The organism is Staphylococcus pasteuri (assembly GCF_030547725.1).
Classification (GTDB): domain Bacteria; phylum Bacillota; class Bacilli; order Staphylococcales; family Staphylococcaceae; genus Staphylococcus; species Staphylococcus pasteuri.
In genome coordinates this window covers 83618-109386 of sequence record NZ_JAUOQO010000002.1, presented here as the reverse complement: position 1 = coordinate 109386, position 25769 = coordinate 83618, and the positions used below count along the sequence as shown (strand labels likewise).

38 protein-coding genes are annotated in these 25769 nt (G+C 32.0%); 29 read left to right on the top strand and 9 right to left on the bottom strand.

Features of this window, described 5'->3' with window-relative positions:
• Positions 1 to 5 precede the first annotated feature (5 nt).
• From uvrA to whiA, 9 genes are all read left to right on the top strand, one after another.
• Entirely contained in the window at positions 6 to 2846 is a 2841-nt protein-coding gene (uvrA, locus tag Q4528_RS02660; protein WP_303520432.1) for an excinuclease ABC subunit UvrA, read from the top strand.
• A gap of 272 nt (positions 2847 to 3118) precedes the next feature.
• Positions 3119 to 4051, top strand: a complete 933-nt coding sequence (gene hprK, locus Q4528_RS02655; RefSeq protein ID WP_017638172.1) for an HPr(Ser) kinase/phosphatase — start codon at positions 3119 to 3121, stop codon at positions 4049 to 4051.
• 7 nt (positions 4052 to 4058) lie between these two features.
• Positions 4059 to 4895 (top strand): prolipoprotein diacylglyceryl transferase, encoded by an 837-nt coding sequence (gene lgt, locus Q4528_RS02650; protein ID WP_303520431.1) that lies wholly within the window; start codon positions 4059 to 4061, stop codon positions 4893 to 4895.
• A 7-nt stretch (positions 4896 to 4902) separates the two neighbouring features.
• On the top strand, positions 4903 to 5385 hold the full coding sequence (locus tag Q4528_RS02645) for an acyltransferase (RefSeq protein ID WP_017638170.1): 483 nt from the start codon (positions 4903 to 4905) through the stop codon (positions 5383 to 5385).
• Positions 5386 to 5403: 18 nt separating this feature from the next.
• Complete coding sequence (locus Q4528_RS02640; protein ID WP_303520429.1) at positions 5404 to 6843, top strand: tetratricopeptide repeat protein; 1440 nt, start codon at positions 5404 to 5406, stop codon at positions 6841 to 6843.
• Positions 6844 to 6907: 64 nt separating this feature from the next.
• Positions 6908 to 7849, top strand: a complete 942-nt coding sequence (gene trxB / locus Q4528_RS02635) for a thioredoxin-disulfide reductase (RefSeq protein ID WP_029056494.1) — start codon at positions 6908 to 6910, stop codon at positions 7847 to 7849.
• Between the two features lie 175 nt (positions 7850 to 8024).
• A complete protein-coding gene (rapZ, locus tag Q4528_RS02630) occupies positions 8025 to 8936 on the top strand; it encodes an RNase adapter RapZ (RefSeq protein ID WP_017636950.1) in 912 nt (303 codons plus the stop codon).
• Positions 8933 to 9928, top strand: coding sequence for a gluconeogenesis morphogenetic factor MgfK (gene mgfK, locus Q4528_RS02625; RefSeq protein ID WP_046466468.1), 996 nt, complete (start codon positions 8933 to 8935; stop codon positions 9926 to 9928). Before rapZ ends, mgfK begins: the two co-directional genes overlap by 4 nt.
• A gap of 152 nt (positions 9929 to 10080) precedes the next feature.
• Positions 10081 to 11025, top strand: a complete 945-nt coding sequence (gene whiA / locus Q4528_RS02620; RefSeq protein WP_017636948.1) for a DNA-binding protein WhiA — start codon at positions 10081 to 10083, stop codon at positions 11023 to 11025.
• Positions 11026 to 11159: 134 nt separating this feature from the next.
• Here whiA and Q4528_RS02615 read toward each other — a convergent pair whose 3' ends face one another.
• The 7 genes from Q4528_RS02615 to Q4528_RS02585 all read right to left on the bottom strand — a co-directional run bounded on the left by Q4528_RS02615 (position 11160) and on the right by Q4528_RS02585 (position 16340).
• Entirely contained in the window at positions 11160 to 12197 is a 1038-nt protein-coding gene (locus Q4528_RS02615) for a tyrosine-type recombinase/integrase (RefSeq protein WP_017636947.1), read from the bottom strand.
• Between the two features lie 322 nt (positions 12198 to 12519).
• Positions 12520 to 12687: a hypothetical protein gene (locus Q4528_RS02610; protein WP_017636946.1), complete on the bottom strand. Its 168-nt coding sequence runs from the start codon at positions 12685 to 12687 to the stop codon at positions 12520 to 12522.
• A gap of 573 nt (positions 12688 to 13260) precedes the next feature.
• Positions 13261 to 13521 (bottom strand): transcriptional regulator, encoded by a 261-nt coding sequence (locus Q4528_RS02605; protein ID WP_017636944.1) that lies wholly within the window; start codon positions 13519 to 13521, stop codon positions 13261 to 13263.
• A gap of 173 nt (positions 13522 to 13694) precedes the next feature.
• On the bottom strand, positions 13695 to 14180 hold the full coding sequence (locus Q4528_RS02600; RefSeq protein WP_029056498.1) for a hypothetical protein: 486 nt from the start codon (positions 14178 to 14180) through the stop codon (positions 13695 to 13697).
• A complete protein-coding gene (locus Q4528_RS02595) occupies positions 14155 to 14556 on the bottom strand; it encodes a sporulation protein (protein WP_017636942.1) in 402 nt (133 codons plus the stop codon). The genes Q4528_RS02600 and Q4528_RS02595 overlap by 26 nt, the downstream gene beginning before the upstream one ends.
• 760 nt (positions 14557 to 15316) lie before the next feature.
• Positions 15317 to 15988 (bottom strand): ImmA/IrrE family metallo-endopeptidase, encoded by a 672-nt coding sequence (locus tag Q4528_RS02590; protein WP_303520418.1) that lies wholly within the window; start codon positions 15986 to 15988, stop codon positions 15317 to 15319.
• Between the two features lie 13 nt (positions 15989 to 16001).
• Complete coding sequence (locus tag Q4528_RS02585) at positions 16002 to 16340, bottom strand: helix-turn-helix domain-containing protein (RefSeq protein ID WP_017636938.1); 339 nt, start codon at positions 16338 to 16340, stop codon at positions 16002 to 16004.
• A gap of 263 nt (positions 16341 to 16603) precedes the next feature.
• Here Q4528_RS02585 and Q4528_RS02580 point away from each other — a divergent pair, with 263 nt between their 5' ends.
• From Q4528_RS02580 to Q4528_RS02565, 4 genes are all read left to right on the top strand, one after another.
• Positions 16604 to 16798, top strand: a complete 195-nt coding sequence (locus tag Q4528_RS02580) for a helix-turn-helix domain-containing protein (RefSeq protein ID WP_009382133.1) — start codon at positions 16604 to 16606, stop codon at positions 16796 to 16798.
• Entirely contained in the window at positions 16798 to 17589 is a 792-nt protein-coding gene (locus tag Q4528_RS02575; protein ID WP_017636937.1) for a phage antirepressor Ant, read from the top strand. Before Q4528_RS02580 ends, Q4528_RS02575 begins: the two co-directional genes overlap by 1 nt.
• 11 nt (positions 17590 to 17600) lie before the next feature.
• A complete protein-coding gene (tscA, locus tag Q4528_RS02570; RefSeq protein WP_017636936.1) occupies positions 17601 to 17819 on the top strand; it encodes a type II toxin-antitoxin system antitoxin TscA in 219 nt (72 codons plus the stop codon).
• A gap of 289 nt (positions 17820 to 18108) precedes the next feature.
• On the top strand, positions 18109 to 18342 hold the full coding sequence (locus Q4528_RS02565) for a hypothetical protein (RefSeq protein WP_017636934.1): 234 nt from the start codon (positions 18109 to 18111) through the stop codon (positions 18340 to 18342).
• Here the strand turns inward: Q4528_RS02565 and Q4528_RS02560 are convergent.
• The gene (locus tag Q4528_RS02560; protein ID WP_017636933.1) at positions 18332 to 18454 is read right to left on the bottom strand and encodes a hypothetical protein; all 123 of its coding nucleotides are present in this window, start codon (positions 18452 to 18454) and stop codon (positions 18332 to 18334) included. The genes Q4528_RS02565 and Q4528_RS02560 overlap by 11 nt on opposite strands.
• Before the next feature lie 58 nt (positions 18455 to 18512).
• On the opposite strand from Q4528_RS02560, the gene Q4528_RS02555 reads away from it, so the two are divergent.
• Complete coding sequence (locus Q4528_RS02555) at positions 18513 to 18830, top strand: DUF771 domain-containing protein (protein WP_017636932.1); 318 nt, start codon at positions 18513 to 18515, stop codon at positions 18828 to 18830.
• A gap of 2 nt (positions 18831 to 18832) precedes the next feature.
• Positions 18833 to 19078: a hypothetical protein gene (locus tag Q4528_RS02550; protein WP_072291901.1), complete on the top strand. Its 246-nt coding sequence runs from the start codon at positions 18833 to 18835 to the stop codon at positions 19076 to 19078.
• Here Q4528_RS02550 and Q4528_RS02545 read toward each other — a convergent pair.
• Positions 19071 to 19550: a DUF2321 domain-containing protein gene (locus Q4528_RS02545; protein WP_157772506.1), complete on the bottom strand. Its 480-nt coding sequence runs from the start codon at positions 19548 to 19550 to the stop codon at positions 19071 to 19073. The two genes, Q4528_RS02550 and Q4528_RS02545, sit on opposite strands and share 8 nt — an antisense overlap.
• A gap of 100 nt (positions 19551 to 19650) precedes the next feature.
• Here Q4528_RS02545 and Q4528_RS02540 point away from each other — a divergent pair, with 100 nt between their 5' ends.
• From Q4528_RS02540 to Q4528_RS02475, 14 genes are all read left to right on the top strand, one after another.
• A complete protein-coding gene (locus Q4528_RS02540; protein WP_177244156.1) occupies positions 19651 to 19821 on the top strand; it encodes a DUF1270 family protein in 171 nt (56 codons plus the stop codon).
• A gap of 82 nt (positions 19822 to 19903) precedes the next feature.
• Positions 19904 to 20131: a hypothetical protein gene (locus tag Q4528_RS02535; RefSeq protein WP_072291903.1), complete on the top strand. Its 228-nt coding sequence runs from the start codon at positions 19904 to 19906 to the stop codon at positions 20129 to 20131.
• Complete coding sequence (locus Q4528_RS02530; protein ID WP_072291904.1) at positions 20103 to 20330, top strand: DUF2483 family protein; 228 nt, start codon at positions 20103 to 20105, stop codon at positions 20328 to 20330. The genes Q4528_RS02535 and Q4528_RS02530 overlap by 29 nt, the downstream gene beginning before the upstream one ends.
• Positions 20323 to 20952 (top strand): Sak single strand annealing protein, encoded by a 630-nt coding sequence (locus Q4528_RS02525; protein WP_072291905.1) that lies wholly within the window; start codon positions 20323 to 20325, stop codon positions 20950 to 20952. The genes Q4528_RS02530 and Q4528_RS02525 overlap by 8 nt, the downstream gene beginning before the upstream one ends.
• Entirely contained in the window at positions 20945 to 21358 is a 414-nt protein-coding gene (locus Q4528_RS02520) for a single-stranded DNA-binding protein (protein WP_072291906.1), read from the top strand. The genes Q4528_RS02525 and Q4528_RS02520 overlap by 8 nt, the downstream gene beginning before the upstream one ends.
• Positions 21359 to 21369: 11 nt before the next feature.
• Positions 21370 to 22047, top strand: coding sequence for a putative HNHc nuclease (locus Q4528_RS02515; protein WP_303520414.1), 678 nt, complete (start codon positions 21370 to 21372; stop codon positions 22045 to 22047).
• 46 nt (positions 22048 to 22093) lie between these two features.
• On the top strand, positions 22094 to 22759 hold the full coding sequence (locus Q4528_RS02510; RefSeq protein WP_237450950.1) for a conserved phage C-terminal domain-containing protein: 666 nt from the start codon (positions 22094 to 22096) through the stop codon (positions 22757 to 22759).
• Positions 22760 to 22768: 9 nt separating this feature from the next.
• Positions 22769 to 23128 carry a replicative helicase loader/inhibitor gene (locus Q4528_RS02505; protein WP_232515352.1) on the top strand — a complete coding sequence of 120 codons (360 nt, stop codon included), beginning with the start codon at positions 22769 to 22771 and terminating at the stop codon, positions 23126 to 23128.
• On the top strand, positions 23121 to 24356 hold the full coding sequence (locus Q4528_RS02500) for a DnaB helicase C-terminal domain-containing protein (RefSeq protein ID WP_303520413.1): 1236 nt from the start codon (positions 23121 to 23123) through the stop codon (positions 24354 to 24356). The genes Q4528_RS02505 and Q4528_RS02500 overlap by 8 nt, the downstream gene beginning before the upstream one ends.
• Complete coding sequence (locus Q4528_RS02495) at positions 24353 to 24583, top strand: hypothetical protein (protein WP_072291763.1); 231 nt, start codon at positions 24353 to 24355, stop codon at positions 24581 to 24583. Before Q4528_RS02500 ends, Q4528_RS02495 begins: the two co-directional genes overlap by 4 nt.
• Positions 24552 to 24779, top strand: coding sequence for a DUF3269 family protein (locus Q4528_RS02490; protein WP_072291764.1), 228 nt, complete (start codon positions 24552 to 24554; stop codon positions 24777 to 24779). Before Q4528_RS02495 ends, Q4528_RS02490 begins: the two co-directional genes overlap by 32 nt.
• A 9-nt stretch (positions 24780 to 24788) precedes the next feature.
• Positions 24789 to 25196: a RusA family crossover junction endodeoxyribonuclease gene (locus tag Q4528_RS02485; RefSeq protein ID WP_072291765.1), complete on the top strand. Its 408-nt coding sequence runs from the start codon at positions 24789 to 24791 to the stop codon at positions 25194 to 25196.
• Positions 25197 to 25355 carry a hypothetical protein gene (locus Q4528_RS02480; protein ID WP_177244128.1) on the top strand — a complete coding sequence of 53 codons (159 nt, stop codon included), beginning with the start codon at positions 25197 to 25199 and terminating at the stop codon, positions 25353 to 25355.
• A gap of 12 nt (positions 25356 to 25367) precedes the next feature.
• The gene (locus Q4528_RS02475) at positions 25368 to 25766 is read left to right on the top strand and encodes a hypothetical protein (RefSeq protein WP_072291766.1); all 399 of its coding nucleotides are present in this window, start codon (positions 25368 to 25370) and stop codon (positions 25764 to 25766) included.
• The last annotated feature ends 3 nt before the right edge of the window (positions 25767 to 25769 follow it).

Sequence of the window (25769 nt, the reverse complement as noted above, 5' to 3'; positions counted from 1 at the left end):
ATTAAATGAGAGAACCATCCATAGTAGTGAAAGGTGCAAGAGCGCATAATTTAAAAGGTGTCGATATTGAATTACCTAAAGACAAATTAATTGTAATGACAGGTATTTCAGGTTCAGGTAAGTCTTCATTAGCCTTTGACACTATTTATGCAGAAGGCCAAAGAAGATATGTAGAATCATTAAGTGCATACGCACGACAATTTTTAGGTCAAATGGATAAACCAGATGTAGATACTATTGAAGGATTATCACCGGCTATTTCCATTGATCAAAAGACAACAAGTAAGAACCCACGATCTACAGTTGCAACCGTAACTGAAATTTACGATTATATCAGATTATTATATGCTCGAGTGGGTAAACCTTATTGTCCAAACCATAATATTGAAATAGAGTCACAGACTGTTCAACAAATGGTAGATAGAATATTAGAATTAGAAACGCGAACAAAAATTCAATTGTTAGCTCCTGTGGTTTCACATCGTAAAGGAAGTCATGAAAAGCTAATCGAAGATATTGGCAAAAAAGGTTATGTACGTTTACGAGTAGACGGAGAAATTGTTGATGTTAATGAAGTGCCAGATTTAGATAAAAACAAAAACCATACTATAGAAGTTGTTGTTGATAGACTAGTAATTAAAGAAGGAATTGAAACAAGACTAGCAGATTCTATAGAAACAGCACTTGAATTATCTGAAGGAAGTTTAACAGTTGATGTAATTGATGGAGAAGACCTAAAGTTCTCTGAAAATCATGCATGTCCTATTTGTGGATTCTCAATTGGCGAATTAGAACCACGAATGTTTAGTTTTAACAGCCCATTTGGTGCTTGTCCTACTTGTGATGGGTTAGGTCAAAGATTAACAGTCGATATGGATTTAGTTATACCTGACCCAAACAAAACACTAAACGAAGGTGCCATTGAACCTTGGGAGCCAACAAGTTCAGATTTTTATCCAACTTTACTAAAACGTGTCTGTGAAGTTTATAAAATTAATATGGATAAACCTTATAAAAAACTTACCGACAGACAGAAAAATATATTAATGCATGGCTCAGGCGATAAAGAAATAGAGTTTACCTTTAACCAACGATTTGGTGGTGGCAAACGTAAAAGAAAAATGGTCTTTGAAGGTGTTCTTAATAATATTGATCGTCGATATCATGAATCACCATCAGAATATACTCGTGAAATGATGAGTAGATACATGACCGAGTTACCTTGTGAGACTTGTCATGGCAAGCGTTTAAGTAAAGAAGCATTGTCTGTTTATGTTGGTGGATATAATATAGGCGAAGTTGTTCAAGATTCGATTAAAGAAGCATTGAAATATTATCAAAACATTGAACTATCAGAACAAGACCAAGCAATAGCAAATCAAATTCTTAAGGAAATTATTTCACGTCTAGCTTTCTTAAATAATGTTGGGCTTGAATACCTTACATTAAACCGTGCTTCTGGAACATTATCTGGTGGTGAAGCACAACGAATTCGATTAGCAACACAAATTGGGTCTCGTTTAACAGGTGTACTTTATGTTTTAGACGAACCTTCAATAGGTTTACATCAGCGTGATAATGATCGTCTAATTAACACACTTAAAGAAATGCGGGATTTAGGCAATACATTGATTGTTGTAGAACATGATGATGATACGATGCGTTCTGCAGATTATTTAGTGGATGTAGGTCCAGGTGCTGGTAGTCACGGTGGTGAAATTGTTGCACAAGGTACACCAAAACAAGTGATGAAAGATAAAAACTCATTAACTGGACAATATTTAAGTGGTAAGAAGAAAATTGATGTACCTGAATATCGTCGGGAAGTTACGAAAAAGAAAATTAGTATTAAAGGTGCTAAAAGCAATAACTTAAAAAATGTAGATGTTGATTTCCCTCTATCAGTAATGACTGTAGTGACAGGTGTATCAGGTTCAGGTAAAAGTTCATTAGTCAATGAAATGTTATATAAATCTCTAGCACAAAAAATTAATAAATCTAAAGTGAAACCTGGAGAATATGATTCTATTAAAGGCATAGATCAATTAGATAAAATCATCGATATTGATCAATCACCGATTGGTAGAACACCACGTTCAAATCCAGCAACTTATACAGGCGTGTTTGATGATATAAGAGATGTTTTTGCTCAAACCAATGAAGCTAAAATACGTGGCTATCAAAAAGGTCGTTTTAGTTTTAATGTTAAAGGCGGACGTTGTGAAGCTTGTAAAGGCGACGGTATTATTAAAATAGAAATGCATTTCTTACCAGATGTTTATGTTCCTTGTGAGGTATGTGACGGTAAACGATATAATAGAGAAACACTTGAAGTCACATATAAAGGTAAAAATATTGCTGATGTTTTAGAAATGACTGCTGAAGATGCAACTCATTTCTTTGAAAATATACCTAAGATTAAACGTAAACTACAGACATTAGTAGATGTTGGTTTAGGATATGTCACATTAGGACAGCAAGCAACAACTTTATCTGGTGGGGAAGCACAACGTGTTAAACTCGCATCAGAATTGCATAAACGCTCTACAGGACGTTCCATTTACATTTTAGACGAACCAACAACTGGTTTACATGTAGATGATATTAGCAGATTATTAAAGGTATTAAATCGTCTTGTTGAAAATGGTGATACTGTTGTGATTATTGAACATAACTTAGATGTCATTAAAACTGCAGATCATATTATTGATTTAGGCCCAGAAGGTGGCGATGGTGGTGGAACGATCGTTGCTACTGGTACGCCTGAAGACATTGCGAATGTAGAAAACTCTTATACAGGACAATATTTAAAAACTGTATTAGAAAGAGATAGAAATAAAGATTAATCATAAAAGAATGATGTTATAATTTATATTAAGGTGATTTCAGAGTATACTGGAATCATCTTTTTTAAATGTAGATATTTATCATCCAAATTAAAAAGAATACACATTTTTCAAAAACAATATACATAATAAAGTATTCAATAAGGCTTAATTTATAGAGCGTATTTTCTAAATATTAAATAAGCGTAACTTTTTGATATAGAAAGTAGTTTGATTTTTGATATGATTAAAGAAAGCGAAATTGTAGTAACATTTCAAATAGAGGTGAACACATGTTAACAACTGAAAGATTAGTTGAATTATTAAAATTAGAATTAATAGCTGGGGAAGAAGGATTAAATAAACCAATTAAAAACACAGATATCTCTAGACCTGGTTTAGAAATGGCTGGTTACTTCTCACATTACGCTTCAGACAGAATACAATTATTAGGTACGACTGAGTTATCATTTTATAATTTACTTCCAGATGATGAACGTCAAGGAAGAATGAGAAAATTATGTCGACCAGATACACCTGCAATTATAGTAACAAGAGGATTAGAGCCTCCTGAAGAATTAGTTGAATCAGCAAAAGAATTAAATACACCACTTATTGTTGCTAAAGATGCAACGACAAGTTTAATGAGTAGATTAACTACATTTTTAGAACATGAACTAGCAAAAACAACATCATTACATGGCGTACTAGTTGATGTTTATGGTGTAGGTGTTCTCATAACTGGTGACTCTGGTATCGGTAAAAGTGAAACAGCATTAGAATTAGTTAAAAGAGGACATAGATTAGTTGCTGATGACAATGTTGAGATAAGAGAAATTACTAAAGATGAATTAATAGGTAAACCACCAAAATTAATAGAACATTTATTAGAAATACGTGGTTTAGGAATCATTAATGTGATGACATTATTTGGGGCGGGCTCAATTTTAACTGAAAAACAAATCCGTTTAAATATTAATTTAGAAAACTGGGATAAAGAAAAGTTATACGATAGAGTCGGCTTAAACGAAGAGACTTTACGTATTTTAGATACTGAAATCACGAAAAAAACAATTCCTGTAAGACCTGGACGAAACGTTGCAGTTATTATTGAAGTTGCTGCTATGAACTATCGTTTAAATATTATGGGAATAAATACAGCAGAAGAATTTAGCGAACGACTTAATGATGAAATTGTTCGTAACAGTCATAAAAGTGAGGAGTAATTAGTTTATGGATTTAACTTTGAGTTATATTGATCCTGTCGCATTTCACCTAGGTCCATTACAAATACGATGGTATGGAATTATAATTGCTTGTGGTATCTTAATAGGGTATTTTGTAGCACAAGAAGCTTTGAAGAGAGTTGGTCTACATAAAGACACATTAGTAGATGTTATCTTTTATTGTGCCATATTTGGTTTTATTGTAGCTCGTATATATTTTGTAATATTCCAATGGCCATATTACATGCAAAATCCAGGAGAAATACCTAAAATATGGCATGGCGGTATAGCTATCCATGGAGGATTAATAGGTGGCTTTATTACAGGAGTTATCGTATGTAAATTAAAAAATATAAACCCATTCCAAATTGGAGACATTGTCGCACCGAGTATTATTTTAGCTCAAGGTATTGGACGATGGGGCAATTTCATGAACCATGAAGCACACGGCGGTATAGTATCTAAAACATTCTTGGAACAACTTCATATACCTCGATTTATTATTAATAATATGTATATTGATGGTCATTATTATCATCCAACATTTTTATACGAATCAGTATGGGATGTGTTAGGATTTATCTTATTAATTTCGATTAGAAAGCATTTGAAACTAGGAGAAACATTCTTCTTATATCTAATTTGGTATTCAATAGGTCGTTTCTTTGTTGAAGGACTTAGAACAGACAGCTTGATGTTGACAAGTCATATAAGAGTGGCACAATTAGTATCGGTTATACTTATCATTATTAGTATTATTTTAATTATTTATAGACGATATAAATTTCAACCACCTGTTTATAAAAATGCTGGTCCATTAAGTTGGCCAAAGCAAAAGGTGTAGATTTTCAATGAGAAAACTCCAAACACATGATAGATATCAAAAATCATCGATTAATCCATTATGGCAAATATATCGACTAATACGTTTTCCAAAAGTGTTTAAACAAACATTAATAATTGAAATTTGTCGAGTAATGCCAAATTTAAAATTAAAAAATGTTATCTATCGTAAGTATTTAAAAATGAATATTGGCAAACAAACTGTATTCGCATATAAAGTAGTACCAGATTTGTTTTATCCCGAATTAATAACTGTTGGCAACAATAGTGTGATTGGTTATAATACTACAATATTAACGCACGAAATTTTAGTGGATGAATTTAAATATGGTAAAGTTCAAATAGGTCATAATACATTAATAGGTGCTAATGTGACAATACTTCCTGGAGTAACTATTGGAAGTCATGTCACCATTGGTGCAGGAACAGTTGTCTCAAAAGATGTGCCAGATTGCGCATATGCGATTGGTAATCCTATAAAAATAAATTAAAGATGGAGGTGACAATCTTTGGCAGATAAAAACAATAAAATTATTTCAATGGCTTTTGATGAACCGTTTTATCGTAAAATGGCTAATCAGAAGTGGAAGCAACAAGATTATAAAAAAGCAGTCGATTATTACGGTAAAGTGCTAGAATTGTCACCTGAGGATTTTGATATTCAATTAAACTATGCTCAATGTTTACTAAAACTAGGTTTTGGAAGCCAAGCTGAAAAGGTATTTTATGAAAATATTATAAATGATAGACGTAAGGCAGATAGTTTTTATGAGTTGAGTCAGTTAAACATTGAATTAAATGAACCAAACAAGGCATTCTTGTTTGGTATTAATTATGTATTAATTACAGATGATCAAGATTTCCGAGATGAGCTTGAACAAACATTCGATGTGTCGTATTCAAACGAACATCAAATAGAAATCGAAGCACAACTATTTGCAGTACAACTATTATTTCAATTTTTATTTTCACAGGGACGTTTAGAAGAAGCGAGAACTTATATTTTAAATCAAGATGAAGATATTCAAAATCATCGAGTGATAAAAAATTTATTAGCGATGTGTTATTTATATTTAGGCGAATATGATATAGCAAAGGACATGTTTGAAGAGTTACTAAATGAAGATAATTCAGATGTTCATGCACTGTGTCATTATACGTTACTACTTTACAATACAAATGATATGGATAAATATAAGCGTTACTTAAATATTTTAAACAAAGTCATGCCAATGAATGACGATGAAAGTTTTAAATTAGGTATTGTCTTAAGTTATTTGAAACAATATCATGCTTCTCAAAAATTATTGCTTCCTTTATATAAAAAAGGGAAATTTGCTTCTATTCAAATGTTTAATGCCTTAAGCTACAATTATTATTACCTAGGAAATAAAGATGAAAGTATTCAATTTTGGAACAAGTTATTACAAATTTCTAAAGTTGATGTAGGTTTTCCACCATGGGTAATTGAAGAAAGTAAACATGTATTTGATCAACGTATTTTACCTTTATTAATGGACGACGATAGTCATTATAGATTATATGGTATATTCTTGTTGAATCAATTGAATGGTAAAGAAATAATGATTACAGAAGAAATTTGGGCCGTATTAGAAACGATGAATGATTATGAGAAACTATATTTAACATACTTAGTTCAAGGTTTGACACTAAATAAATTAGATTTCATACATCGTGGCATGGTCAAATTATATCAATTTGATGAATTTAGAAATGATACATCTTTATTTGTTCAATGGATAGATCAAGCTGAATCAATTATTGCAGATCAAGCTGATTTAACAGAATTAGATAGATATTTAGGTGCGTTCTTATATTTGTATTATCAACATACCAACCAAAAATTGACTAAAAAGCAAATAAAAGAATGGTTTGATATTAGTAATTATAAACTTGATAAAACGATAACTTATATTCTGAGCATATAAATTTATGAAATACTTATTTTGATATATAATGCGTTTAATGATTATTAAGTAGGAGGGCAAGTAAATGACTGAAGTAGATTTTGATGTAGCAATTATAGGTGCAGGCCCTGCTGGTATGACGGCTGCAGTTTATGCATCACGTGCAAATTTAAACACTGTTATGATTGAACGTGGTATGCCAGGTGGCCAAATGGCAAATACAGAAGAGGTAGAAAACTTTCCAGGATTTGAAATGATTACTGGACCAGATTTATCTACAAAAATGTTTGAACATGCGAAAAAATTTGGCGCTACTTATCAATATGGTGATATTAAATCAATAGAAGATAAAGGCGACTATAAAGTAGTTAATTTAGGAAACAAAGAAATTACTGCACATGCAGTTATTATTTCAACTGGTGCTGAATATAAAAAAATAGGCGTACCAGGTGAACAAGAATTAGGCGGACGTGGCGTAAGTTATTGTGCAGTATGTGATGGTGCATTCTTCAAAAATAAACGTTTATTTGTTATCGGCGGTGGTGACTCAGCAGTTGAAGAAGGTACATTCTTAACAAAATTTGCTGATAAAGTGACGATTGTCCACAGAAGAGACGAATTACGCGCACAAAGTATTTTACAAGATCGTGCATTTAAAAATGATAAAGTTGATTTTATTTGGAGCCATACATTAAAAACAATAAATGACAAAGATGGCAAAGTAGGATCAGTAACTTTAGAGTCAACTAAAGATGGTTCAGAAGTAACATACGATGCAGATGGCGTATTTATTTATATTGGTATGAAACCATTAACTGCACCATTCACTGATTTAGGTATTACAAATGAAAATGGTTATATTGTAACTCAAGCTGATATGAGTACAGATGTACCTGGTATCTATGCTGCAGGCGACGTAAGAGATAAAGGTTTACGTCAAATTGTAACAGCAACAGGTGATGGTAGTATTGCGGCACAAAGTGCGGCTGATTATATTGAAAGTATTAAAGATAAATTAGAAGCTTAAATATCGTTTATAACAAGAAATAAAGCTAGAGCAATAGGAGGATTATAACAATGATAATCCATTTGTTGTTCTAGCTTTTTTATAAGTATTGATTACATTCCTTTGTGAAAATGAGTGTGGTATGATGAACCTATTAATATATGAATATCAACTGAACTGGCGGTGAACCGATAAAATGGTAAATTCTGAAAAAGAAATTGGGAAAAGTGAATTACTTGTTGTCACTGGATTATCTGGTGCAGGAAAATCTTTAGTGATTCAAAGTCTAGAAGATATAGGTTATTTTTGTGTAGATAACTTACCACCCGTACTATTACCTAAATTTGTTGAATTGATGGAACAAGGTAATCCATCATTACAAAAAGTGGCTATTGCAATAGACTTAAGAGGTAAAGAACTGTTTAAATCATTGGTTAAGGAAATTGATTTAATTAAAAGTAGAAATGACGTTATTGTAGACGTCATGTTTTTAGAAGCAACAACTGAAAAATTAATTTCAAGATATAAAGAATCTAGAAGAGCACATCCTTTAAATGAAAAGGGACAACGTTCACTTATTGATGCTATTAATGAAGAACGTCAACATCTTTCAAGAATTAGAAGTATTGCAAATTATGTCATAGACACAAGTCAACTTAAACCTAAAGAATTAAAAGCTAGAGTAGTTAATTACTATGAAGATGAAAACTTTGAAACATTTACAATAAACGTCACTAGCTTTGGTTTTAAACACGGTATACAAATGGATGCAGATTTAGTATTTGATGTTCGATTTTTACCAAACCCATACTATGTTGAAGAACTACGTCCATTAACAGGCATGGATGAAGAAGTTTATACGTACGTTATGAAATGGAAAGAAACCGAAATCTTCTTTGATAAATTAACTGACTTATTGAAATTTATGATTCCTGGTTATAAAAAAGAAGGCAAGTCACAGTTAGTCATAGCAATTGGCTGTACTGGAGGTCAACATCGCTCAGTAGCATTAACTAAACGTTTAGGAGAATATCTTAACGACGTTTTCGATTATAAAGTATATGTTCATCATAGAGATGCACATATTGAAAGTGGAGAACAACAATGAGAAGAATGAAAGTAGTTTTAATTGGCGGAGGGACTGGTTTATCTGTATTGGCAAGGGGTCTAAGAGAGTTTCCTATAGATATTACTGCCATAGTTACTGTTGCTGATGATGGTGGAAGTACGGGTAAAATTCGTAATGAAATGGATATTCCAGCACCTGGGGATATAAGAAATGTGATTGCTGCACTGAGCGACTCGGAGTCTGTACTAACTCAATTATTCCAATATAGATTTGAAGAAAATCAAATTAGTGGTCATTCTTTAGGAAATTTATTAATTGCGGGGATGACAAATATTACTAATGACTTTGGACATGCTATTAGAGAACTAAGTAAAGTTTTAAATATTAAAGGTAAAGTAATTCCATCTACCAATACAAGCGTTCAGTTAAATGCTATTATGGAAAATGGTGAAATCGTATATGGCGAATCAAAAATTCCGAAGAAACAAGAAAAAATAGAAAAAGTCTTTTTAGAGCCAGATGATGTAGAACCTATGGAAGAAGCGGTTGAAGCGTTAGAAGAAGCTGACTTGATTGTATTAGGTCCTGGATCACTATACACGAGTGTTATTTCTAATCTTTGTGTCAAAGGGATTTCTAAAGCCTTAATTAATTCATCTGCACCTAAATTATATGTAGCTAATGTTATGACTCAACCTGGTGAAACAGACGGCTATACCGTGAAAGAACATATTAATGCATTGCATCGCCAAACAGGTCAATCATTTGTAGATTATGTTATTTGCTGTACCGATCAATTCAATGAGAATGTTTTAAGAAAATATAAAGAGAAAAATTCTGATCCTGTTGATGTAAATGTTGAAGAATTAAAGCAAGATGGAATAGAAGTCATTACGGCTTCAAATCTAGTCGAAATATCTGATGAACATTTTGTAAGACATAATACAAAAGTGTTATCAACATTAATTTATGAAAAAGCATTAGATCTTATTAGTACAATTCAATTTGATCCAAATGATAATCGTAAATAATATTTTAGTTATTGGATACAGATGAAACTTGATTTTTTATTGAAAGATAAAAAATTGAGATGAGACATTTAATCCATTTTGAAATAAAATTAAAAAATGTAGTTATTATCACATAAATCAAAAGGGCAATGTTAGAAAGGAATGAATGTTCTATGAGCTTTGCATCAGATATGAAAAATGAATTAACTCGTATAGATGTAGATGAAGCTAATGCAAAAGCAGAGCTCAGTGCATTAATTCGTATGAATGGGGCATTAAGTCTATCCAATCAACAGTTTGTGATTAATGTTCAAACTGAGAATGCAACTACCGCAAGAAGGATATATTCCCTAATCAAACGTATTTTTAATGTAGAAGTAGAAATATTAGTACGTAAAAAAATGAAATTAAAGAAAAATAATATTTATATTTGTCGTACAAAAATGCGAGCAAGAGAAATTCTTGATGAGCTAGGTATATTAAAAAACGGTGTATTTACACATGAAATAGATCCAGATATGATTCAAGACGATGAAATGAGACGTAGTTATTTACGTGGCGCATTTTTAGCGGGTGGATCAGTCAATAACCCAGAAACGTCATCATACCATTTAGAAATATTTTCTCAATTTGAAAATCATTCTGAAGGTTTAACGAAGTTGATGAATAGTTACGAATTAAATGCGAAACATCTTGAGCGTAAAAAAGGTAGCATTGTTTATTTAAAAGAAGCAGAAAAAATTTCCGACTTCCTTAGTTTAATTGGTGGCTACCAAGCACTGTTGAAATTTGAAGATGTAAGAATCGTCCGTGATATGAGAAATTCAGTAAACCGATTAGTGAATTGTGAAACAGCAAATTTAAATAAAACAGTAAGCGCTGCAATGAAACAGGTTGAAAGCATTCAATTAATAGATCAAGAAATAGGTTTAGATAATTTACCAGATCGATTAAGAGAGGTTGCCAAGTTAAGAGTTGAGCACCAAGAAATTTCCTTAAAGGAATTAGGGGAAATGATATCAACTGGCCCCATATCAAAATCAGGTATGAACCATCGTTTAAGAAAATTAAATGAATTAGCTGACAAAATTCGAAATGGTGAGAAAATAGAATTGTAAAAAAGAACCCCATTAACGTGGGATTCTTTTTTGTAAATATATAATAGTTGCTTATTTTAGCCCCCTCGAAGGAGATTTATAAATGCTATAACTATGGTGATTAAAGCATTTGAAGTCCCTACAGAGTCCCTAAACTACATCTTTTCTAAAATATTAGTCGTTTTTGTTTCTTCTTCACTGTATTTTTCTTCTAATAAATGTGAGTAAACAGATGTAGTAATTGCTATATTTTTATGACCTAACCGTTTTGAAATATAGTAAATAGAAATACCTTTGGCTAATAAATATGAACAATGTGTATGTCTAATAGCATGTGATGTAATGATAGGTATTTCATTTACTTCACATGCTTTTTTTAATGTTTTGTTTATTGCATTCACAGTAATAATACTACCAGTATCTTTAAAAATGTAACCATCATAACTGATGATTAAATTATTTATCATATCTAAAATATGTTTCATATCTGATTTGGCTACACTTACATATCTAGGAGAAGTATCTGTTTTATGTTCGTTAATATATATTTGATTTTTCAACTGGTTTATATATTCTAATTTCATATATCTAACACCGCTGATTCGACAACCAGTACAAATCATGATAAATAAAGCTAATGCTGATCTACTATTTATAGTTTTTAAATATGCTTTTAACTTTTCATAATCGTTTAAAGATATATATTTTTCTTTTTCTGGCTTAGTCGGATTGCCAGCTTTATAATTCACTTTGTAAGTTGGATTTTTGTGTATTAACCCATCATAAACTGCGTCTTCTAAAGCAGAACGAATAGCACCGTTTGTTTTTCTTATCGTTTCTTTAGCGTGTTCTTTAGAAAAGTCATTTATAAACTTTTGATAGACTTGTTTGTTAATTTTTGATAATTCCGTGTTACCAATTTTATGATCCTGAATATGCTTTAAAGTAAAACGATAATGACGATAAGTGTTTTCATTAACAACTGGTTGTTTATATGTTTTAATCCAGTTCTCAAAGTATGCTTTTAATGTAATATTGTGGTCTGTATTAAAGCCATTTCGCAACTCATTAAGTTTATCCATTCCTGCAGAATTTGCCTCTCGTTTTGTCCTAAAACCTTTTTTGCGATATCGTTTACCTTCATATTTAAACTCATATTGCCACTTTTCACCATCATAACGTCGTGTTTGCATACTATCTCTCCTCAAAAAGGTAAAAATAATAAGGGTAAGTATATTACCCTTTTAAAATATTCTCAAATTAAACCTTTAAAAATAAGTAATAATATTATTAGAATTACAAAATAAATTAATATGTATATTAAATACCCTTTTATTGTCATTTTCTTTTCTTGAATACGTAGAATTAGATAAAAAGAATGTAAAAACAACATAACGATTATGATTATAGTACTAAAAAGGAAATAAAACATAATAAGAAATAGTCCTTTCTCACATAAGAAATATTAGCTGTTGTTGATTTTGTCGTTGTTGTGATTTACATCTCTTTAATGTATCAATTATTTGAGTTATGATCTAATTTACTTTCGACATTTTTAAGCACTTTTCGTACTTTATAATTAGAAATATTTTTAGGTAAAGCGTATTTAAAATATTTATTTTTATTTGTTTGTACTTCATAAATTACTTCACTTAATTTTATTTTACAATTTAAAATTTTCAAAATTAGTCTCCTTACCAATAGAATCTTAATTTAGTACAAAAAGTCATAAAGCATAATTGCAATAATAAAGATGCACAATGCATATAATATAGTCCATATAGCGTAAGTTCTTTTTAAAATTCCCATTTTTATTTTAAGAAACATATATGCATTGTATACAAATAATAGTATACATATACCACATAAAATAAAAAGCCAATTTATAACTAGAGTCATTTCTACACCTCGAAACTATACTGCTATACTGAATTACTTTTGTTTATATATAAAACCATCACTAGATACAGAATAAATAATAGGGGTAGGTGAACTACCCGGTTATTTATTCTTGAAATAGTAATCAATGTAACTTATAATATATTTAAGATAACTCGAGAAGGATTAGCTCTGGGTCCCCGAATGGGGGTAGGCGTAAGCTGAGAATTCCTATGACCCTGGGGTTATCTTTTTTTTATTTGCTTTTTTAATGTTATCTATCCCCATGATAAATGCTTCTTGACATTTAAGTAATAAACGCTCTTTCAAGTTTTCTTTCTCCATCCCTCAACTTCCTTTGGAAGCATTACATTATCTTTACTTATTAATCCCTCTTATTTCAACATCATATAATTCTTTGTATCTTTGTCTCATTTTACTATCTAAGAATTCTTCGTATGAAGAATTAAAGAAATCAGCAAGAATTAGTGCGTCCTTCATTTTAGGGTCTTTTTGATGATTTTCCCACTCCCATAAATGATGTGGTTCATAATCAGTACCGTAAATTTTATTGAGTTTGTTTGTTAATTCATCGATTTCTAAATTATTCTTTTTACGTAAATTATATAAAGTGTTCATCTTATATTTCTCCTTTATTATATTTATATTAAAGCGCCGCTAGGACGCTGTTAATCAATTTGATGTAGTTCATATACTCTTAACGGCTCAAACGTAATAGAGTAAAATAAAAGGGTACTAAGTACCCAATAAATTATTTGCCTGTTGCGTCTATATAAGTATCTCCATTTGAATCAGTTTTTTTGTGTACCCACTGGAACATCACTTTTACCAAACGCTGATGGGTGACCACCAGAATGGTTTTGTGGCACTTGTTCCATTTGTGACTCGTTATGCGTAGTAGGTTTTGCTCTATTCCATTCATCAATTTCAGCTTGTGTCATATAACCTTTATTGTTTTGTGGATTTTGATTGTTGTTACTTTGTTGCTGATTATTTTGTTGTGTTACTTGAGCTTGTTTACCTTCTGTGCGTTCATTATTACCGTTGTTGTCTTGTGCTTTGCCATTGTCGTTTTTAGATGTGCTTTCAGATTCATTGTTAGCAGTATCATTATAACTATCATCTGAACTAGCTTGTTGTTTATCGTCGCTAAAAGTGTCGTTTGATTTTTCTTTGCTATCTGCTTTTTTATCTTTCTTTGAATCATTAGGTTTCTTGTTTGATTTGCTTTCAGACTTCTTATTATCACCTTTATTTAAAAAATATCTTATCTTCATCGTAAGCATCTACAGAATTTGCAATGTATACTCGTGTTTTTAAAATTAAATAATCTTGATTTCTTTTAAAACTAACTTCAGGAAGATTGAATTTAAATTCTTCACTTCTTTGTTCCTCTTTATTAATATTTATGTTTTTGTGTAAAATAAGGGTTTCTAATTCGTTTTCTAATACAGGTATCTGACTGCGTTCATCAGGGTTGTCATACCTTTCTATTAAAGATAGTTCAATTTTATTAACAATTTGAGTTGTATTTCCACCATATAAGTTTATTATTCCTGACAATGAATCGTTAGGTGAAATGTATTCAGATTTGACTAAAGTGTCTACTTTAAGAGAATTAATACCTATAGAAGTTAATAAATTTTCGAACATGATATTTCCTCCTTTAAATCTATTCAGATAATAAAATAACCAAGTGACCTATGAAAGAAAAGAAACCTAATAACAAAAAAGCTAAGGCTATAGTCCTGCAAGTCCTTTTATAGGTAAGCCCTTCCGTCTGCGATAAAAAGAAACTGAAAATAAATAAAAAAATACTAATTAAAAACAAACCGATAATCACATAGATCAATGTATTCATCCCCTTAGATTAAGTTTATTTCATCTTGATCATATGCAGTAACTAAATGTGAATTATATAATTATAAAAAAATAAAATTATATAGTATTATCACGATAATAGAGATAAAAACTATAGTTAATACCGTCCACATGGTATAAGCTTTTTTAGAAATTTGTTCGTTCGCTTTTATAAGTTTATAAATATTGATGATTAACAAAATAACATTTACAATTAGTAAAATTAATAGGCATTCAATAACGAATGTCATCATCTACGCCTCCTTTGGACTTACTGTCTTTTTTTATCAATTTCTCTGGCGTATTTTTGTAATTTTCTGCGTGTTTTTATAATACTTTCCTTTTTAGGACGTGACTTCCTAAAAACATTACCTCTGTTAGTTCTCACGGTATAAAAAATTTTCCTCAGTTTAACTTGATAATTAATTATTTTCATTATATTTCTCCTTTATAAATTTATATTATAGCGTCAGTAGGACAGAGTTAATCAACTCTATGCAATTTGTACACTTTCAACGGCTCAAACGTAATAGAGTAATTACCGTAGTGAGTTTTAATAACCGTATTCAGTTCTCATTATGTGATTATATTCTGCCAACTGCTCTCCTAACATTTCTTCAAGAAATGACATATAAGTTTCCATGTGCCTATGTTCAAACATTGAAATATGATATTCTAATCCACTGTCCATGTGTTCATCAAAGATATCTAATGCAACTTTTGCAGCTTGATAACTAATTTTGAATAGATCTGCCGCATCACCTACACTCAATACATTACGATATTTGTATCTAACATTAAGAGGGAATAGGAGGCATGAGGCAAACGAGTTAGCTTCATATTCCTCTAAATGAGTACGTTGAGAATCTTGGAATATAGGTGTTTTCTCGTAGCTCATACCATCATGTTCCATGATATAGTGACCATATTCATGAGCTAGAGTAAAACGTAATCTTCTATTATATATATTGTCGTTATAAATAATGGCGAATTTATTTCCCTTTTTAATATGAAAAGCCTCATCAAAACCACCGTATGTTTGTAATTCATTTAAAGTGTATCCAGTCATATTACAAAAATCTTCAAACGTAAATAATTCCACATTACTATCATTCTCTATTATTTCTTTAATAGGTAAAGGGAATCTATCTATATAATTAGTTTCAATTAATGCACTTACAGCTCGTGCTGCTTTTAAAAATGAATTTTGATATACAAAATGCAAAATAAAATCCCCTTTATTTGTCTTTAGTGTATTCGTCCCAATTATCGAAGAAAGTTTCAAACATTTTTAATGCTTTTTCTCTATCTTCTTTAGTCATGTTTTTTACGCCACGATGCATAATACGAATTTCTTCATCTTCTTGCTCGCCAGCGTATTCATCTTTTTCTCTTCCTAATAAGTAGTCAACAGATACGTCGAAGTAGTCGGCTACTTTTTGAATTTTATCAATTCCTGGTTTAGTTTTTTTCCATCTTCTTATTTGTCCGTTAGAAAAACCTAAAATCCTCTCTAATTCAGCAAAAGTCAAGCTTTGTGAGTTACATAAGTTGCGTATTCTTTGTACTAAATTCATAAAATTCTCCTATCACAGTTAACTTATTTGTTATTTTAGTTTTACAAATAGCATATAAGTTATTATACTGTATTTAAGCTTTAAATTTAGCCATTAAACAAATAACAAATATTCGTTAGGGAACGAGTGACAGCAACCGATTTAACAGTGCTTAATTGCGTTGTTATAGGTTTATTAAGCTATGCTTAAATATTAGCACAAAAGTTATTTTAATTCAATGGATAATTTATATGCTTAGTAAAAAAGTTAATGGAGGTGTAATCATGGCAACAACAGAATTCGGCATGAAAGTAAGAATGGAATTACTTAAACGTAACATCACGAATAAGCAACTAGCAGATATGTTAGGTATTTCAAGTGCTTACTTATCAGATATCTTACGTGGACGTAGAGATGCATTTGAACAAAAGAAACGAATTGCGAAAATCTTAGAAATCAAAGAAGAGGTGAAAAGTTAATGAATGAAATTCAACAGCTATTCAATTTAAAACGTAATGAAGATGGAACAGTTGCAGTAAGTGGTCGTGAATTACACAAAGGATTAGAAATCGGAACTCAATATGATAAATGGATGGAACGGATGATTGCATACGGTTTTGAAGAAAATATCGACTATATCATTCAAAGTGTAAAAGTACAAAGTCAAAAAAGACTACGTACTTATGAACAACTCGACCACATCATGACACTAGACATGGCGAAAGAAATTTCAATGATACAACGTAGTGAAATTGGAAGAAAAATCAGAGGTTACTTCATCAAAGTAGAAAGACAACATAATGAGTTAGCGAGTGCATACGGAATTACTTCATTAGATGATATGAACCAACTTATTGAACAATTAGTTAGTGACAAACTCGATTACTTAATTTCAACAGGAAAAGTAAGTAATCAGAAATTAGAAGAATTAAACGAAAAATTCGAAGGCGAATATGTAACGCCACAAGACATTGACGCTATCAAATTTGCTATCAAGTCTAAAGCTGAACAAATTCTAGGTAAAGCTGGTATTCAAGTAACGATAGATGAATTCCTAATCGGAGATGTATATGAACAAGCATTAGCAAACAGGAAAGCTAAAGAAGAGTATCGTCATCAATTAGGAAAAGTTAAATCTAAATTATTAGTTAAGTCTAAAAAAAATCTTGGTATGAAAGGTAACGCACCTAACAACCACATCAAACGTAAAGACGTAGACCTAATAATTCAATTCATCAAAGATGTTAGACCATCTGCGATTGAAATATAGGAGGAATCATGATGACACCAGAACAAAGAAACATACTTACGATTGTTCATTATTACTTACAAATGGATAGTAACGATGAATCAGAAACATACGAACACACTATAGAAGAAGCAGGCAAGATAGAAACAATAGAAGTAAGCAGAGAACAACACTTAGAAGAAGTAATGCGTTGGGCAGCACAAGAATTAGAAAAACACTTCGAACTATTACCAGAACCCAAAAATGATTAATACCCACAATCGAACAAACAACTTAAAGGAGTGAATGGAATGCGAGAAGAAAATAAAAAATCTCGATGTAGTGACAACCACATCAAGATTACTGGTTGGGAAATAGTTGATATTAACAGAAAACTAAACTTCTTTAATTACTTACTAATAATTTTAATAGTGCTAGAAGCATTCCAAATACTCCTGTTATAGAAGGGATTAAGACTTTAAAAGTCGTTTTCCAGAAAGCTTTTCTACCAACGGTGATTATACCAAACAATCGAACAAACAATTTAAAGGAGGAAATGGAATGAAATATTTAAATCTAATCAAAAAAGCACTCTTAATAGCAACTACTGCAATAGTTACTAAAAAGGTGCTTGATAGAAAAAGACCTAAACTTATTCATCAATTAAACATTAACGGAAAAGATTTAGAAATTAAAAAATTAAAAATAAACAAAGCTATTAGAGAATTAGAAAAATCTAAAAACACGATTGATGAATTAATTGATGAAGGTATACCATTCGAGACTACTTTCTAACAAAATCAAGTTTACATCTTGGACATTTATTGTGTTTCTTCTTGGTTGTAATTTTCATACGTTTACCACAATTAGGACAAGATGTCTCGATGGTCATATGATCCTTAGCCATAGGCAACACCTCCCTTCACAAAGGGATAACAACATTATACACGAAAGGAGCACCTAAGATGACGCAAACACTTAGCGTAACCGTCCCAATTCCCGACACACATGTACTCATCGCAAAAGATGAATATGATGAATTGTTAAATTACTCACTTGATCCAGTTTGGGACTTAAAAGAGTTAAAACGCAAATTGAAAATGTCATCTGATGACACTATCAAAGACAGATTATTATTCAATCCTAAATTTGAAAAATTACTTAAACAACAAGGAATCGCACATTATCCAGATGAAAGTTTAAATCGTTGGAGATTCAACGCAAGAAAGATGAATAAATTCATTGATGAACATTTCGAAGAAATACACAGAAAGGGGAGATAAATATGAACAAACTACAACTCATTAAAATAGCACTCCTAACAGCACTTTTGGTAGAGGAAGTTAGGAATGCTAAGGGAGAAAAAATTCACAAATATAAATTTTCTAAGGGCTATGGCAATGGTCAAACTGAAGTATCGGTGACAAATTTCGGACTGTCAGAAAGAACCGCAAAACTATGTCCTAAATGTAATCGACACACATTGAAAACAGCAAAATTTTGTCCGTTCTGTAGATATGAATTTAATTAAAAATAGATTTTTTAACAGATTCACTAACCACATCTACTAGAAGATTCTTAAGACCTTCTTGAACGTAGTCAGCAGCATTTGAAACATATTTTTTGTACTTTGCCTGTGCTACAGGCGTTGTAGATGATTCGATTATCAAATCAGGGATTGCATTTTTAATGATTTTCTTATGTTCAACAGGCAAATCATCATCTAAAGAAACTAATTCTATAGCATTTTCTAATAGCTTTTCAGTCCAAGGGTATGCCGAACCACAATTATGACAATAATACGGTAATTCATAATCAGTTCCACCAAAAAATCCAGAAATATAGTAATTACCTTGAATATTGGTATCGCAGTGTTGGCAGGTTGATACAGTAGGTTGACCGCATTCTTTGCAAAATTTTCTGTAATTAGAGTCGATTGAAGATGCAACATGACCATTTAAACAAATTGTAGCGTTTTTATAATAACCACTCACATTTCTCACCATCCTTTCACATTAGATAAAAGGATTATAGCACGAAAATATGGAGCAAAACTTAATTGTAAAAGAGATATACAAGTATACAGATAAAGGAGGACTACCAATGAATAAATCATTCTTAATCGCATTACTCACATGGTTCACATTTTCACTAGCACTCACATTTGCAGGTATCTACTTCACAACTGCATTAGGAATCGTAATGTTAATCAGTATCGCTGCATTTGTGTTTTTCGAATATGAGTTTTTTCAAATAAAAAAGACTGAATGCTAACGGCAATTAGCAAACAGTCAAAAACGCAAGATTTACAAAATATACAACTTAATTAAATCAAAATAAACGGAGGTAGTCAACTATGAATAAAACGGAAGAAAAACTATTAAGGCTACTCAAAATTGCATGGCAAAACGAATGGCGACTTAAATCTCAACTAGCTGAACGTGATGAAGAATTAGAGCGTCAACGACGAATTATGCAATCTGAAATCAATATGTATAAAGATTTAGGAGAAATTTATAAAAGAATGTTTCAAATTTCGAACGGGGAGTGTGCAGATGAAAGAGACAGTGACTTATCTCATTAAACGTAAAGACATTGACGACGAACTATATATTACTAATCGCCCTAGTGAAAACTTTCCAGATATCAAATACTCAACTAATAGACGAGACGCTAAAGACTTCGATGGTATGGATAACACAGTAATTGACATGACTAAACACAAAGCTATTAAGAAAATCGTTAAAGAAACAACTGAATATGAGGAGGTTGAGTATGACTGAACAAACATTATTCAATCAATTAAACAGTAAGGATGTAAACGATCATGTAGAAAAGAAAAACGGTTTAACTTATCTTGCGTGGTCTTATGCACATCAAGAATTAAAGAAAATAGATAGCAATTACACAGTTAAAACACATGAATTCCCACACCCAGATATACCTTTAGAAAACTATTTTGTACCATATTTAGCTACACCAGAGGGTTATTTTGTACAAGTGTCAGTGACTGTTAAAGGTCAGACTGAAACAGAGTGGTTACCAGTATTGGACTTCAAAAATAAGTCACTACCTAAAGGTAACGCAACAACATTTGATATAAACAAAGCTCAAAAGCGTTGTTTCGTGAAAGCTGCAGCACTTCACGGATTAGGTCTTTATATCTATAACGGTGAAGAAGTACCAAGTGCAAGCGACAATGCAATTACTGAGTTAGAGGATAAAATTAATCAATTTGTAACCTTATCACAAGAAAAAGGTAGAGACGCAACACTTGATAAAACAATGCGTTGGCTAGGCATTAGTAACATAAACAAAGTAAATCAAAAAGAAATTGCAATAGCACATCAAAAATTAGAGGCAGGACTAAAACAATTAGATAAAGAGGAGAATTCAAATGACTAACATTGTAGTAATCACAGGACGGATAACAAAAGATTTGGAACTTAAACAAGCAGGACAAACACAAGTCACTAACTTTTCAATGGCAGTAGATAATCCATTTAAGAAAGATGACACTTCATTTTTCGATGTAGTAGCGTTTGGCAGAACTGCTGAACTACTCAATAACTATTGTGGTAAAGGTAGCAAAATTGGAGTTGAGGGAACGCTCAAACAAGATCGTTTCACTGACAAAGAGGGCAATAACCGTTCAGTAGTAAGAGTAAATGCTAACAGAATAGAATTCATGGATAGCAAAGGTAATAACCAATCTAATAACCAACCACAACAACAAAATGGTCAAGCTCAAAGTGGTAATAATCCTTTTGGTAATGGTGCAGATATCTCTAATGATCCGTTACCGTTTTAAGGACTGATTGGATGGCTCAAATTAAAAATTACATCACTCAAGATGACGGCACGACAACCGTTGTCATCGAGGGTGTGGAGCTAGGAAACAAAGAAACATTACTACTCGATAACGGTTTAGAAGTAGAAGTTGATGTGCAGGTCGTAGACCCGTTCAAAATCACAGATAAACAACGCAGAAAGATATTTGCACTCTGTAACGATATAGAGGCTCACACAGGACAACCTAGAGACTATATGAGGTATTTGTTCATGGATTACGTTTGTGTCCTTTATGGCTACGATAAGGGTATTTCATTAAGTGATTGCACACGTACACAAGCAAGCCAAGTTATAGAAGTAACGTTGGACTGGATGTTTTATAACGATATACCTCTTAGCTATAAAACGAGCGACTTACTTAAGAATGATAGATCTTATCTTTATTGGTCGACAGTGAATAGACATTGTGTGATATGCCAAAAATCAAATGCTGAACTTGTACATTATCACGCAGTAGGACGAGGACGTAACAGACGCAAGATTAATCATATAGGCAATCAAGTATTAGCGCTATGCCCAAGTCACCACAGAGAACAGCATCAAATAGGTATAGACAGTTTCAACGAGAAATACAAATTACATGACAGTTGGGTCGATGTGGACGAAAAGCTCAACCGAATGTTGAAAGGAGAAAAGAATGGCAAATAAATTAAAAAGCAATCTGACCGGATACGGTTTAGTTTTTAAAAACGTTATGAAAGATACAAACCTTGATATAGAGGCGAAGGCATTATATAGCTATTTATCATCGTATGCTGGATCTAATGAAACAGCATTTCCTAGCGTTAGTCTAATATGCCACGAACTTAAAATAAGTGAAAAACGATTTCAAAAATATAGAAAGCAGTTAGAAGATAACGGATATCTTTTTGTTGATAGAGAAAGAACAGACAACGGTTTTAGTAAGAATATATATACCATTAACCACAATTCCGTATCAAGTCATTTTGTACCGGTACAAAACTTACCGGAAAGAAACTTACCGGTAGAAAACGTAGGTACTAAGAATAACAGTATTAAGAATAACAGTATTAAGAATAACAATAATAGAGTCGACCACTTCACATACAAAGAGATTATTGAATATCTAAATAGATATACAGGCAAGAAATTTAATTTTAGAGCTAAAGCAAATCAAGAACTAATCAAAGCTAGATTTAATGAGGGATACTCAAAAGAAGATTTCTTAAAAGTGATAGATAACAAAGTAAGTGAATGGATCAATGTTGATTCTATGAAAGATTATTTACAGCCATCAACGTTATTTAGAAAAAGTAACTTTGATAAATACTTGAACCAAACCATTAAACAAAAAGAAGACGAAGAAAACTTTTTAGACAAATTAATAAAGGAGGGATAGCAATTGCCAATGACTACAAAAGAGGCAGCGGCCATATTGAAACTATTAGAAGATGTATATGATATGGGGTTTAACAAAAGTGAAAGTAAAGCTAAAACATGGATTAATTTTCTAGTAGAAGACGGAGATTATGAACCGTCGTTACAAATGGCTAAACGTTACATCAAAGATGGTAATACGTATCCTCCTAAATTACCACATATATTAAAAAAACAACCTAAGACAGTTAAAGAAGAACCAGTTGATGAAAAGACTGCGAAACATCGTTGGAGAATGAAGAATGACCCGGAATATGTAGCACGTCGTAAAAAGATACTGGATGACTTCAGAAAGAAGTTGAATGAGTTTGAGGTGAGTAACGATGAATGAACGACAAGAAATTGAAAGTACCATCGTCGCTAGCTTACTTCAAAAACCAGAACTTGTAGAAAAGTTACGAGTTAAACCTGAAATGTTCACTCATCATGGTATGAAGTCATTTATAGAGTATGTGTTTGATGTAGGCAAGGTCGACCACAACGAAATTTATCTAAAGACTACCAAAGATAAATCGTTTCTTGATTTCGAGACAATATCAAAATTATATAACTCAAAATTTATAGGTTACGGATTTTTTGAAAGATATCAGCAAGATTTATTAAACCTTTATCAAATAGATCAAACACAAAATGTACTAGAAGAATTCAATTCTGAACCAAGCATGCACAACTTCGATGAGATGCTTAACAAACTACAAAAGGTCAGTTTGATTAGTGCTACTGATGATAGTGGAACAAAGAAAATTGTAGACCATTTTGTCGAAGAACTATATAGCGAAGAACCTAAACAACAAATCAACACAGGTTACAAGTTAATGGACTACAAAATAGGTGGTTTAGAGCCTACACAGTTGATTGTAGTTGCTGCGAGACCGTCAGTAGGAAAAACAGGTTTTGCGCTTAATATGTTGCTTAATATAGCGTCTCAAGGATATAAAACGTCATTCTTTAGTTTAGAAACAACTGGCGTGTCTGTATTAAAACGTATGTTATCGACTGAAACTGGTATCGAGTTAACTCGTATCAAGGAGATTAAAGACCTTGACCCCGATGAGTTAACACGATTGACTACTGCAACAGATAAAATACTCAAACTTGATATAGATATTCACGACAAAAGCAATATCACGACACACGATGTACGTAAACAAGCGATGAAAAATAAAGATGTGCAACAAGTTATATTCATCGATTACCTACAACTCATGCAAACGGATAGCAAGTTAGATCGTCGTAACGGTATCGAGAAAATTTCACGCGATTTAAAGATAATAGCTAACGAAACTGGTGCAATCATTGTCTTGTTATCTCAGTTAAGTCGTGGTGTAGAAACGAGAAACGACAAACGACCAATGCTTTCAGACATGAAAGAGGCAGGCGGTATTGAGGCAGACGCAAGTTTAGCTATGTTGTTATACCGTGATGATTATTACAACCGAGATGATGAAGATATTTCGGGTAAATCCATTGTTGAATGTAACATCGCTAAAAATAAAGACGGTGAAACCGGTGTAATTGAATTTGAATACTACAAGAAAACGCAGAGGTTTTTCACATGAAAGTAGTTGAATATCAAAAATTACTAGGCGTTATGTACCGAGAAGATTATCAAAACGACCCATTCATAGCTAAAACAATTATCGAATCGGGCTGGGCAGTCAAAAGATTGCTAGGAAATGGAACAATATCCCCGTTTGATGAATATGAAGACGTCCAGGAGCTAATCATGAATGAGACAAAATGGAGGGATAAAGATGGGAATTATCGAAAGGTATTACCTATATAGAGAAGATGGCACAGAAGACATTAAGGTCATCAAGTATGAAGATGATGTAAATGAGGTTTACTCGCTTACAGGCGCTCATTTTAGCGACGACAAGAAAATTATGACAGATAGTGAGCTAAAACGTTTTAAGGGCGTGCATGACCTTAAATACGAAAAAGAATTAGGACTACAAGCAAACTTATTTGAATTTTTATAGAGGTGGCACATGGAAATAGAAATTAAATTTAACGAGACATACAAGAAACCTATCGGTTCGCCACGTCCACGCTTTCGTAATACAGGCAGATTTGTTCAAACATACATGCCAACGTCATATACAAAGCATAAGACGTATATACAGGAGCAAATGCCAAAACTATTAACAGATAAGAAGTTGAAAGTGTCATTGTACTTTTACTTTGAGCCACCTAAAAGCTGGTCTAAGAAACAAAAGTTAATCGCGATAGGCACATATAAGAGAACTAAACCAGATGTAGATAACTTGATCAAAACAGTATTGGACGCTGCAAATGAGCATATTTGGAACGATGATAACCAAGTTGTGCATATAGATAGTTTTAAGATGTATGGCGAAGAATCGAAAATCGTCATGGTCATAAAGGAAGTGGATTAAATGCCAGAAGAAACAGTAAATGCAGAAGTCACAATCAAAGTGATTATACAAGAAGAAACAAATAACAGAGAACAATTAATCAAAGATATTCAAGATAGTCCGACAGACATTTTTCAGGACTATCACAGAATAACTGATGTATCTATACAAGAATTTTAGAGGGTGGAGTAAATGAACAAGAAACCAGACAAGATGATAGTTGACGGTAGAGTTTATGAAATAAACGAAAGACATTTGAAAAAAATGGAAACCAACAAATTAGAAAGAAAAAACGTTCGCTCAAGAATAGCGTTAGGTTGGAATTTGGAAGACGCCGTTGACGCAGCGTTAGGAATGACTAGAGATGAATATAACAGAGAGAAAGCATTAGCGAATAAATATAAAGCGCAGCATGAACAAGACATGTTAACCGAACAACGAAGAAAAGTAAAAGCGCGTCAGAAAGATATGGAACGAAAAGCTTTGTTAGATAAACATAGAGTGCGTAGTAAGTATTTTGAGAATCTAGTTGCAAAGAATTTAACCGCGAAAATTAAAACAGACTGCTACGGCAGAGTGCAAAGGGGATAGAGA

What these genes read in the sequence shown, in the direction of transcription:
- uvrA (WP_303520432.1), top strand. Translation starts at nt 6, where the DNA reads ATGAGAGAACCATCCATAGTAGTGAAAGGTGCAAGAGCGCATAATTTA.
- hprK (WP_017638172.1), top strand. Translation starts at nt 3,119, where the DNA reads ATGTTAACAACTGAAAGATTAGTTGAATTATTAAAATTAGAATTAATA.
- lgt (WP_303520431.1), top strand. Translation starts at nt 4,059, where the DNA reads ATGGATTTAACTTTGAGTTATATTGATCCTGTCGCATTTCACCTAGGT.
- Q4528_RS02645 (WP_017638170.1), top strand. Translation starts at nt 4,903, where the DNA reads ATGAGAAAACTCCAAACACATGATAGATATCAAAAATCATCGATTAAT.
- trxB (WP_029056494.1), top strand. Translation starts at nt 6,908, where the DNA reads ATGACTGAAGTAGATTTTGATGTAGCAATTATAGGTGCAGGCCCTGCT.
- rapZ (WP_017636950.1), top strand. Translation starts at nt 8,025, where the DNA reads ATGGTAAATTCTGAAAAAGAAATTGGGAAAAGTGAATTACTTGTTGTC.
- mgfK (WP_046466468.1), top strand. Translation starts at nt 8,933, where the DNA reads ATGAGAAGAATGAAAGTAGTTTTAATTGGCGGAGGGACTGGTTTATCT.
- whiA (WP_017636948.1), top strand. Translation starts at nt 10,081, where the DNA reads ATGAGCTTTGCATCAGATATGAAAAATGAATTAACTCGTATAGATGTA.
- Q4528_RS02615 (WP_017636947.1), bottom strand. Translation starts at nt 12,197, where the DNA reads ATGCAAACACGACGTTATGATGGTGAAAAGTGGCAATATGAGTTTAAA.
- Q4528_RS02605 (WP_017636944.1), bottom strand. Translation starts at nt 13,521, where the DNA reads ATGAACACTTTATATAATTTACGTAAAAAGAATAATTTAGAAATCGAT.
- Q4528_RS02600 (WP_029056498.1), bottom strand. Translation starts at nt 14,180, where the DNA reads ATGAAGATAAGATATTTTTTAAATAAAGGTGATAATAAGAAGTCTGAA.
- Q4528_RS02595 (WP_017636942.1), bottom strand. Translation starts at nt 14,556, where the DNA reads ATGTTCGAAAATTTATTAACTTCTATAGGTATTAATTCTCTTAAAGTA.
- Q4528_RS02585 (WP_017636938.1), bottom strand. Translation starts at nt 16,340, where the DNA reads ATGAATTTAGTACAAAGAATACGCAACTTATGTAACTCACAAAGCTTG.
- Q4528_RS02580 (WP_009382133.1), top strand. Translation starts at nt 16,604, where the DNA reads ATGGCAACAACAGAATTCGGCATGAAAGTAAGAATGGAATTACTTAAA.
- Q4528_RS02575 (WP_017636937.1), top strand. Translation starts at nt 16,798, where the DNA reads ATGAATGAAATTCAACAGCTATTCAATTTAAAACGTAATGAAGATGGA.
- tscA (WP_017636936.1), top strand. Translation starts at nt 17,601, where the DNA reads ATGACACCAGAACAAAGAAACATACTTACGATTGTTCATTATTACTTA.
- Q4528_RS02565 (WP_017636934.1), top strand. Translation starts at nt 18,109, where the DNA reads ATGAAATATTTAAATCTAATCAAAAAAGCACTCTTAATAGCAACTACT.
- Q4528_RS02560 (WP_017636933.1), bottom strand. Translation starts at nt 18,454, where the DNA reads ATGGCTAAGGATCATATGACCATCGAGACATCTTGTCCTAATTGTGGT.
- Q4528_RS02555 (WP_017636932.1), top strand. Translation starts at nt 18,513, where the DNA reads ATGACGCAAACACTTAGCGTAACCGTCCCAATTCCCGACACACATGTA.
- Q4528_RS02550 (WP_072291901.1), top strand. Translation starts at nt 18,833, where the DNA reads ATGAACAAACTACAACTCATTAAAATAGCACTCCTAACAGCACTTTTG.
- Q4528_RS02540 (WP_177244156.1), top strand. Translation starts at nt 19,651, where the DNA reads ATGAATAAATCATTCTTAATCGCATTACTCACATGGTTCACATTTTCA.
- Q4528_RS02535 (WP_072291903.1), top strand. Translation starts at nt 19,904, where the DNA reads ATGAATAAAACGGAAGAAAAACTATTAAGGCTACTCAAAATTGCATGG.
- Q4528_RS02530 (WP_072291904.1), top strand. Translation starts at nt 20,103, where the DNA reads ATGAAAGAGACAGTGACTTATCTCATTAAACGTAAAGACATTGACGAC.
- Q4528_RS02525 (WP_072291905.1), top strand. Translation starts at nt 20,323, where the DNA reads ATGACTGAACAAACATTATTCAATCAATTAAACAGTAAGGATGTAAAC.
- Q4528_RS02520 (WP_072291906.1), top strand. Translation starts at nt 20,945, where the DNA reads ATGACTAACATTGTAGTAATCACAGGACGGATAACAAAAGATTTGGAA.
- Q4528_RS02515 (WP_303520414.1), top strand. Translation starts at nt 21,370, where the DNA reads ATGGCTCAAATTAAAAATTACATCACTCAAGATGACGGCACGACAACC.
- Q4528_RS02510 (WP_237450950.1), top strand. Translation starts at nt 22,094, where the DNA reads ATGAAAGATACAAACCTTGATATAGAGGCGAAGGCATTATATAGCTAT.
- Q4528_RS02505 (WP_232515352.1), top strand. Translation starts at nt 22,769, where the DNA reads ATGACTACAAAAGAGGCAGCGGCCATATTGAAACTATTAGAAGATGTA.
- Q4528_RS02500 (WP_303520413.1), top strand. Translation starts at nt 23,121, where the DNA reads ATGAATGAACGACAAGAAATTGAAAGTACCATCGTCGCTAGCTTACTT.
- Q4528_RS02495 (WP_072291763.1), top strand. Translation starts at nt 24,353, where the DNA reads ATGAAAGTAGTTGAATATCAAAAATTACTAGGCGTTATGTACCGAGAA.
- Q4528_RS02490 (WP_072291764.1), top strand. Translation starts at nt 24,552, where the DNA reads ATGGGAATTATCGAAAGGTATTACCTATATAGAGAAGATGGCACAGAA.
- Q4528_RS02485 (WP_072291765.1), top strand. Translation starts at nt 24,789, where the DNA reads ATGGAAATAGAAATTAAATTTAACGAGACATACAAGAAACCTATCGGT.
- Q4528_RS02480 (WP_177244128.1), top strand. Translation starts at nt 25,197, where the DNA reads ATGCCAGAAGAAACAGTAAATGCAGAAGTCACAATCAAAGTGATTATA.
- Q4528_RS02475 (WP_072291766.1), top strand. Translation starts at nt 25,368, where the DNA reads ATGAACAAGAAACCAGACAAGATGATAGTTGACGGTAGAGTTTATGAA.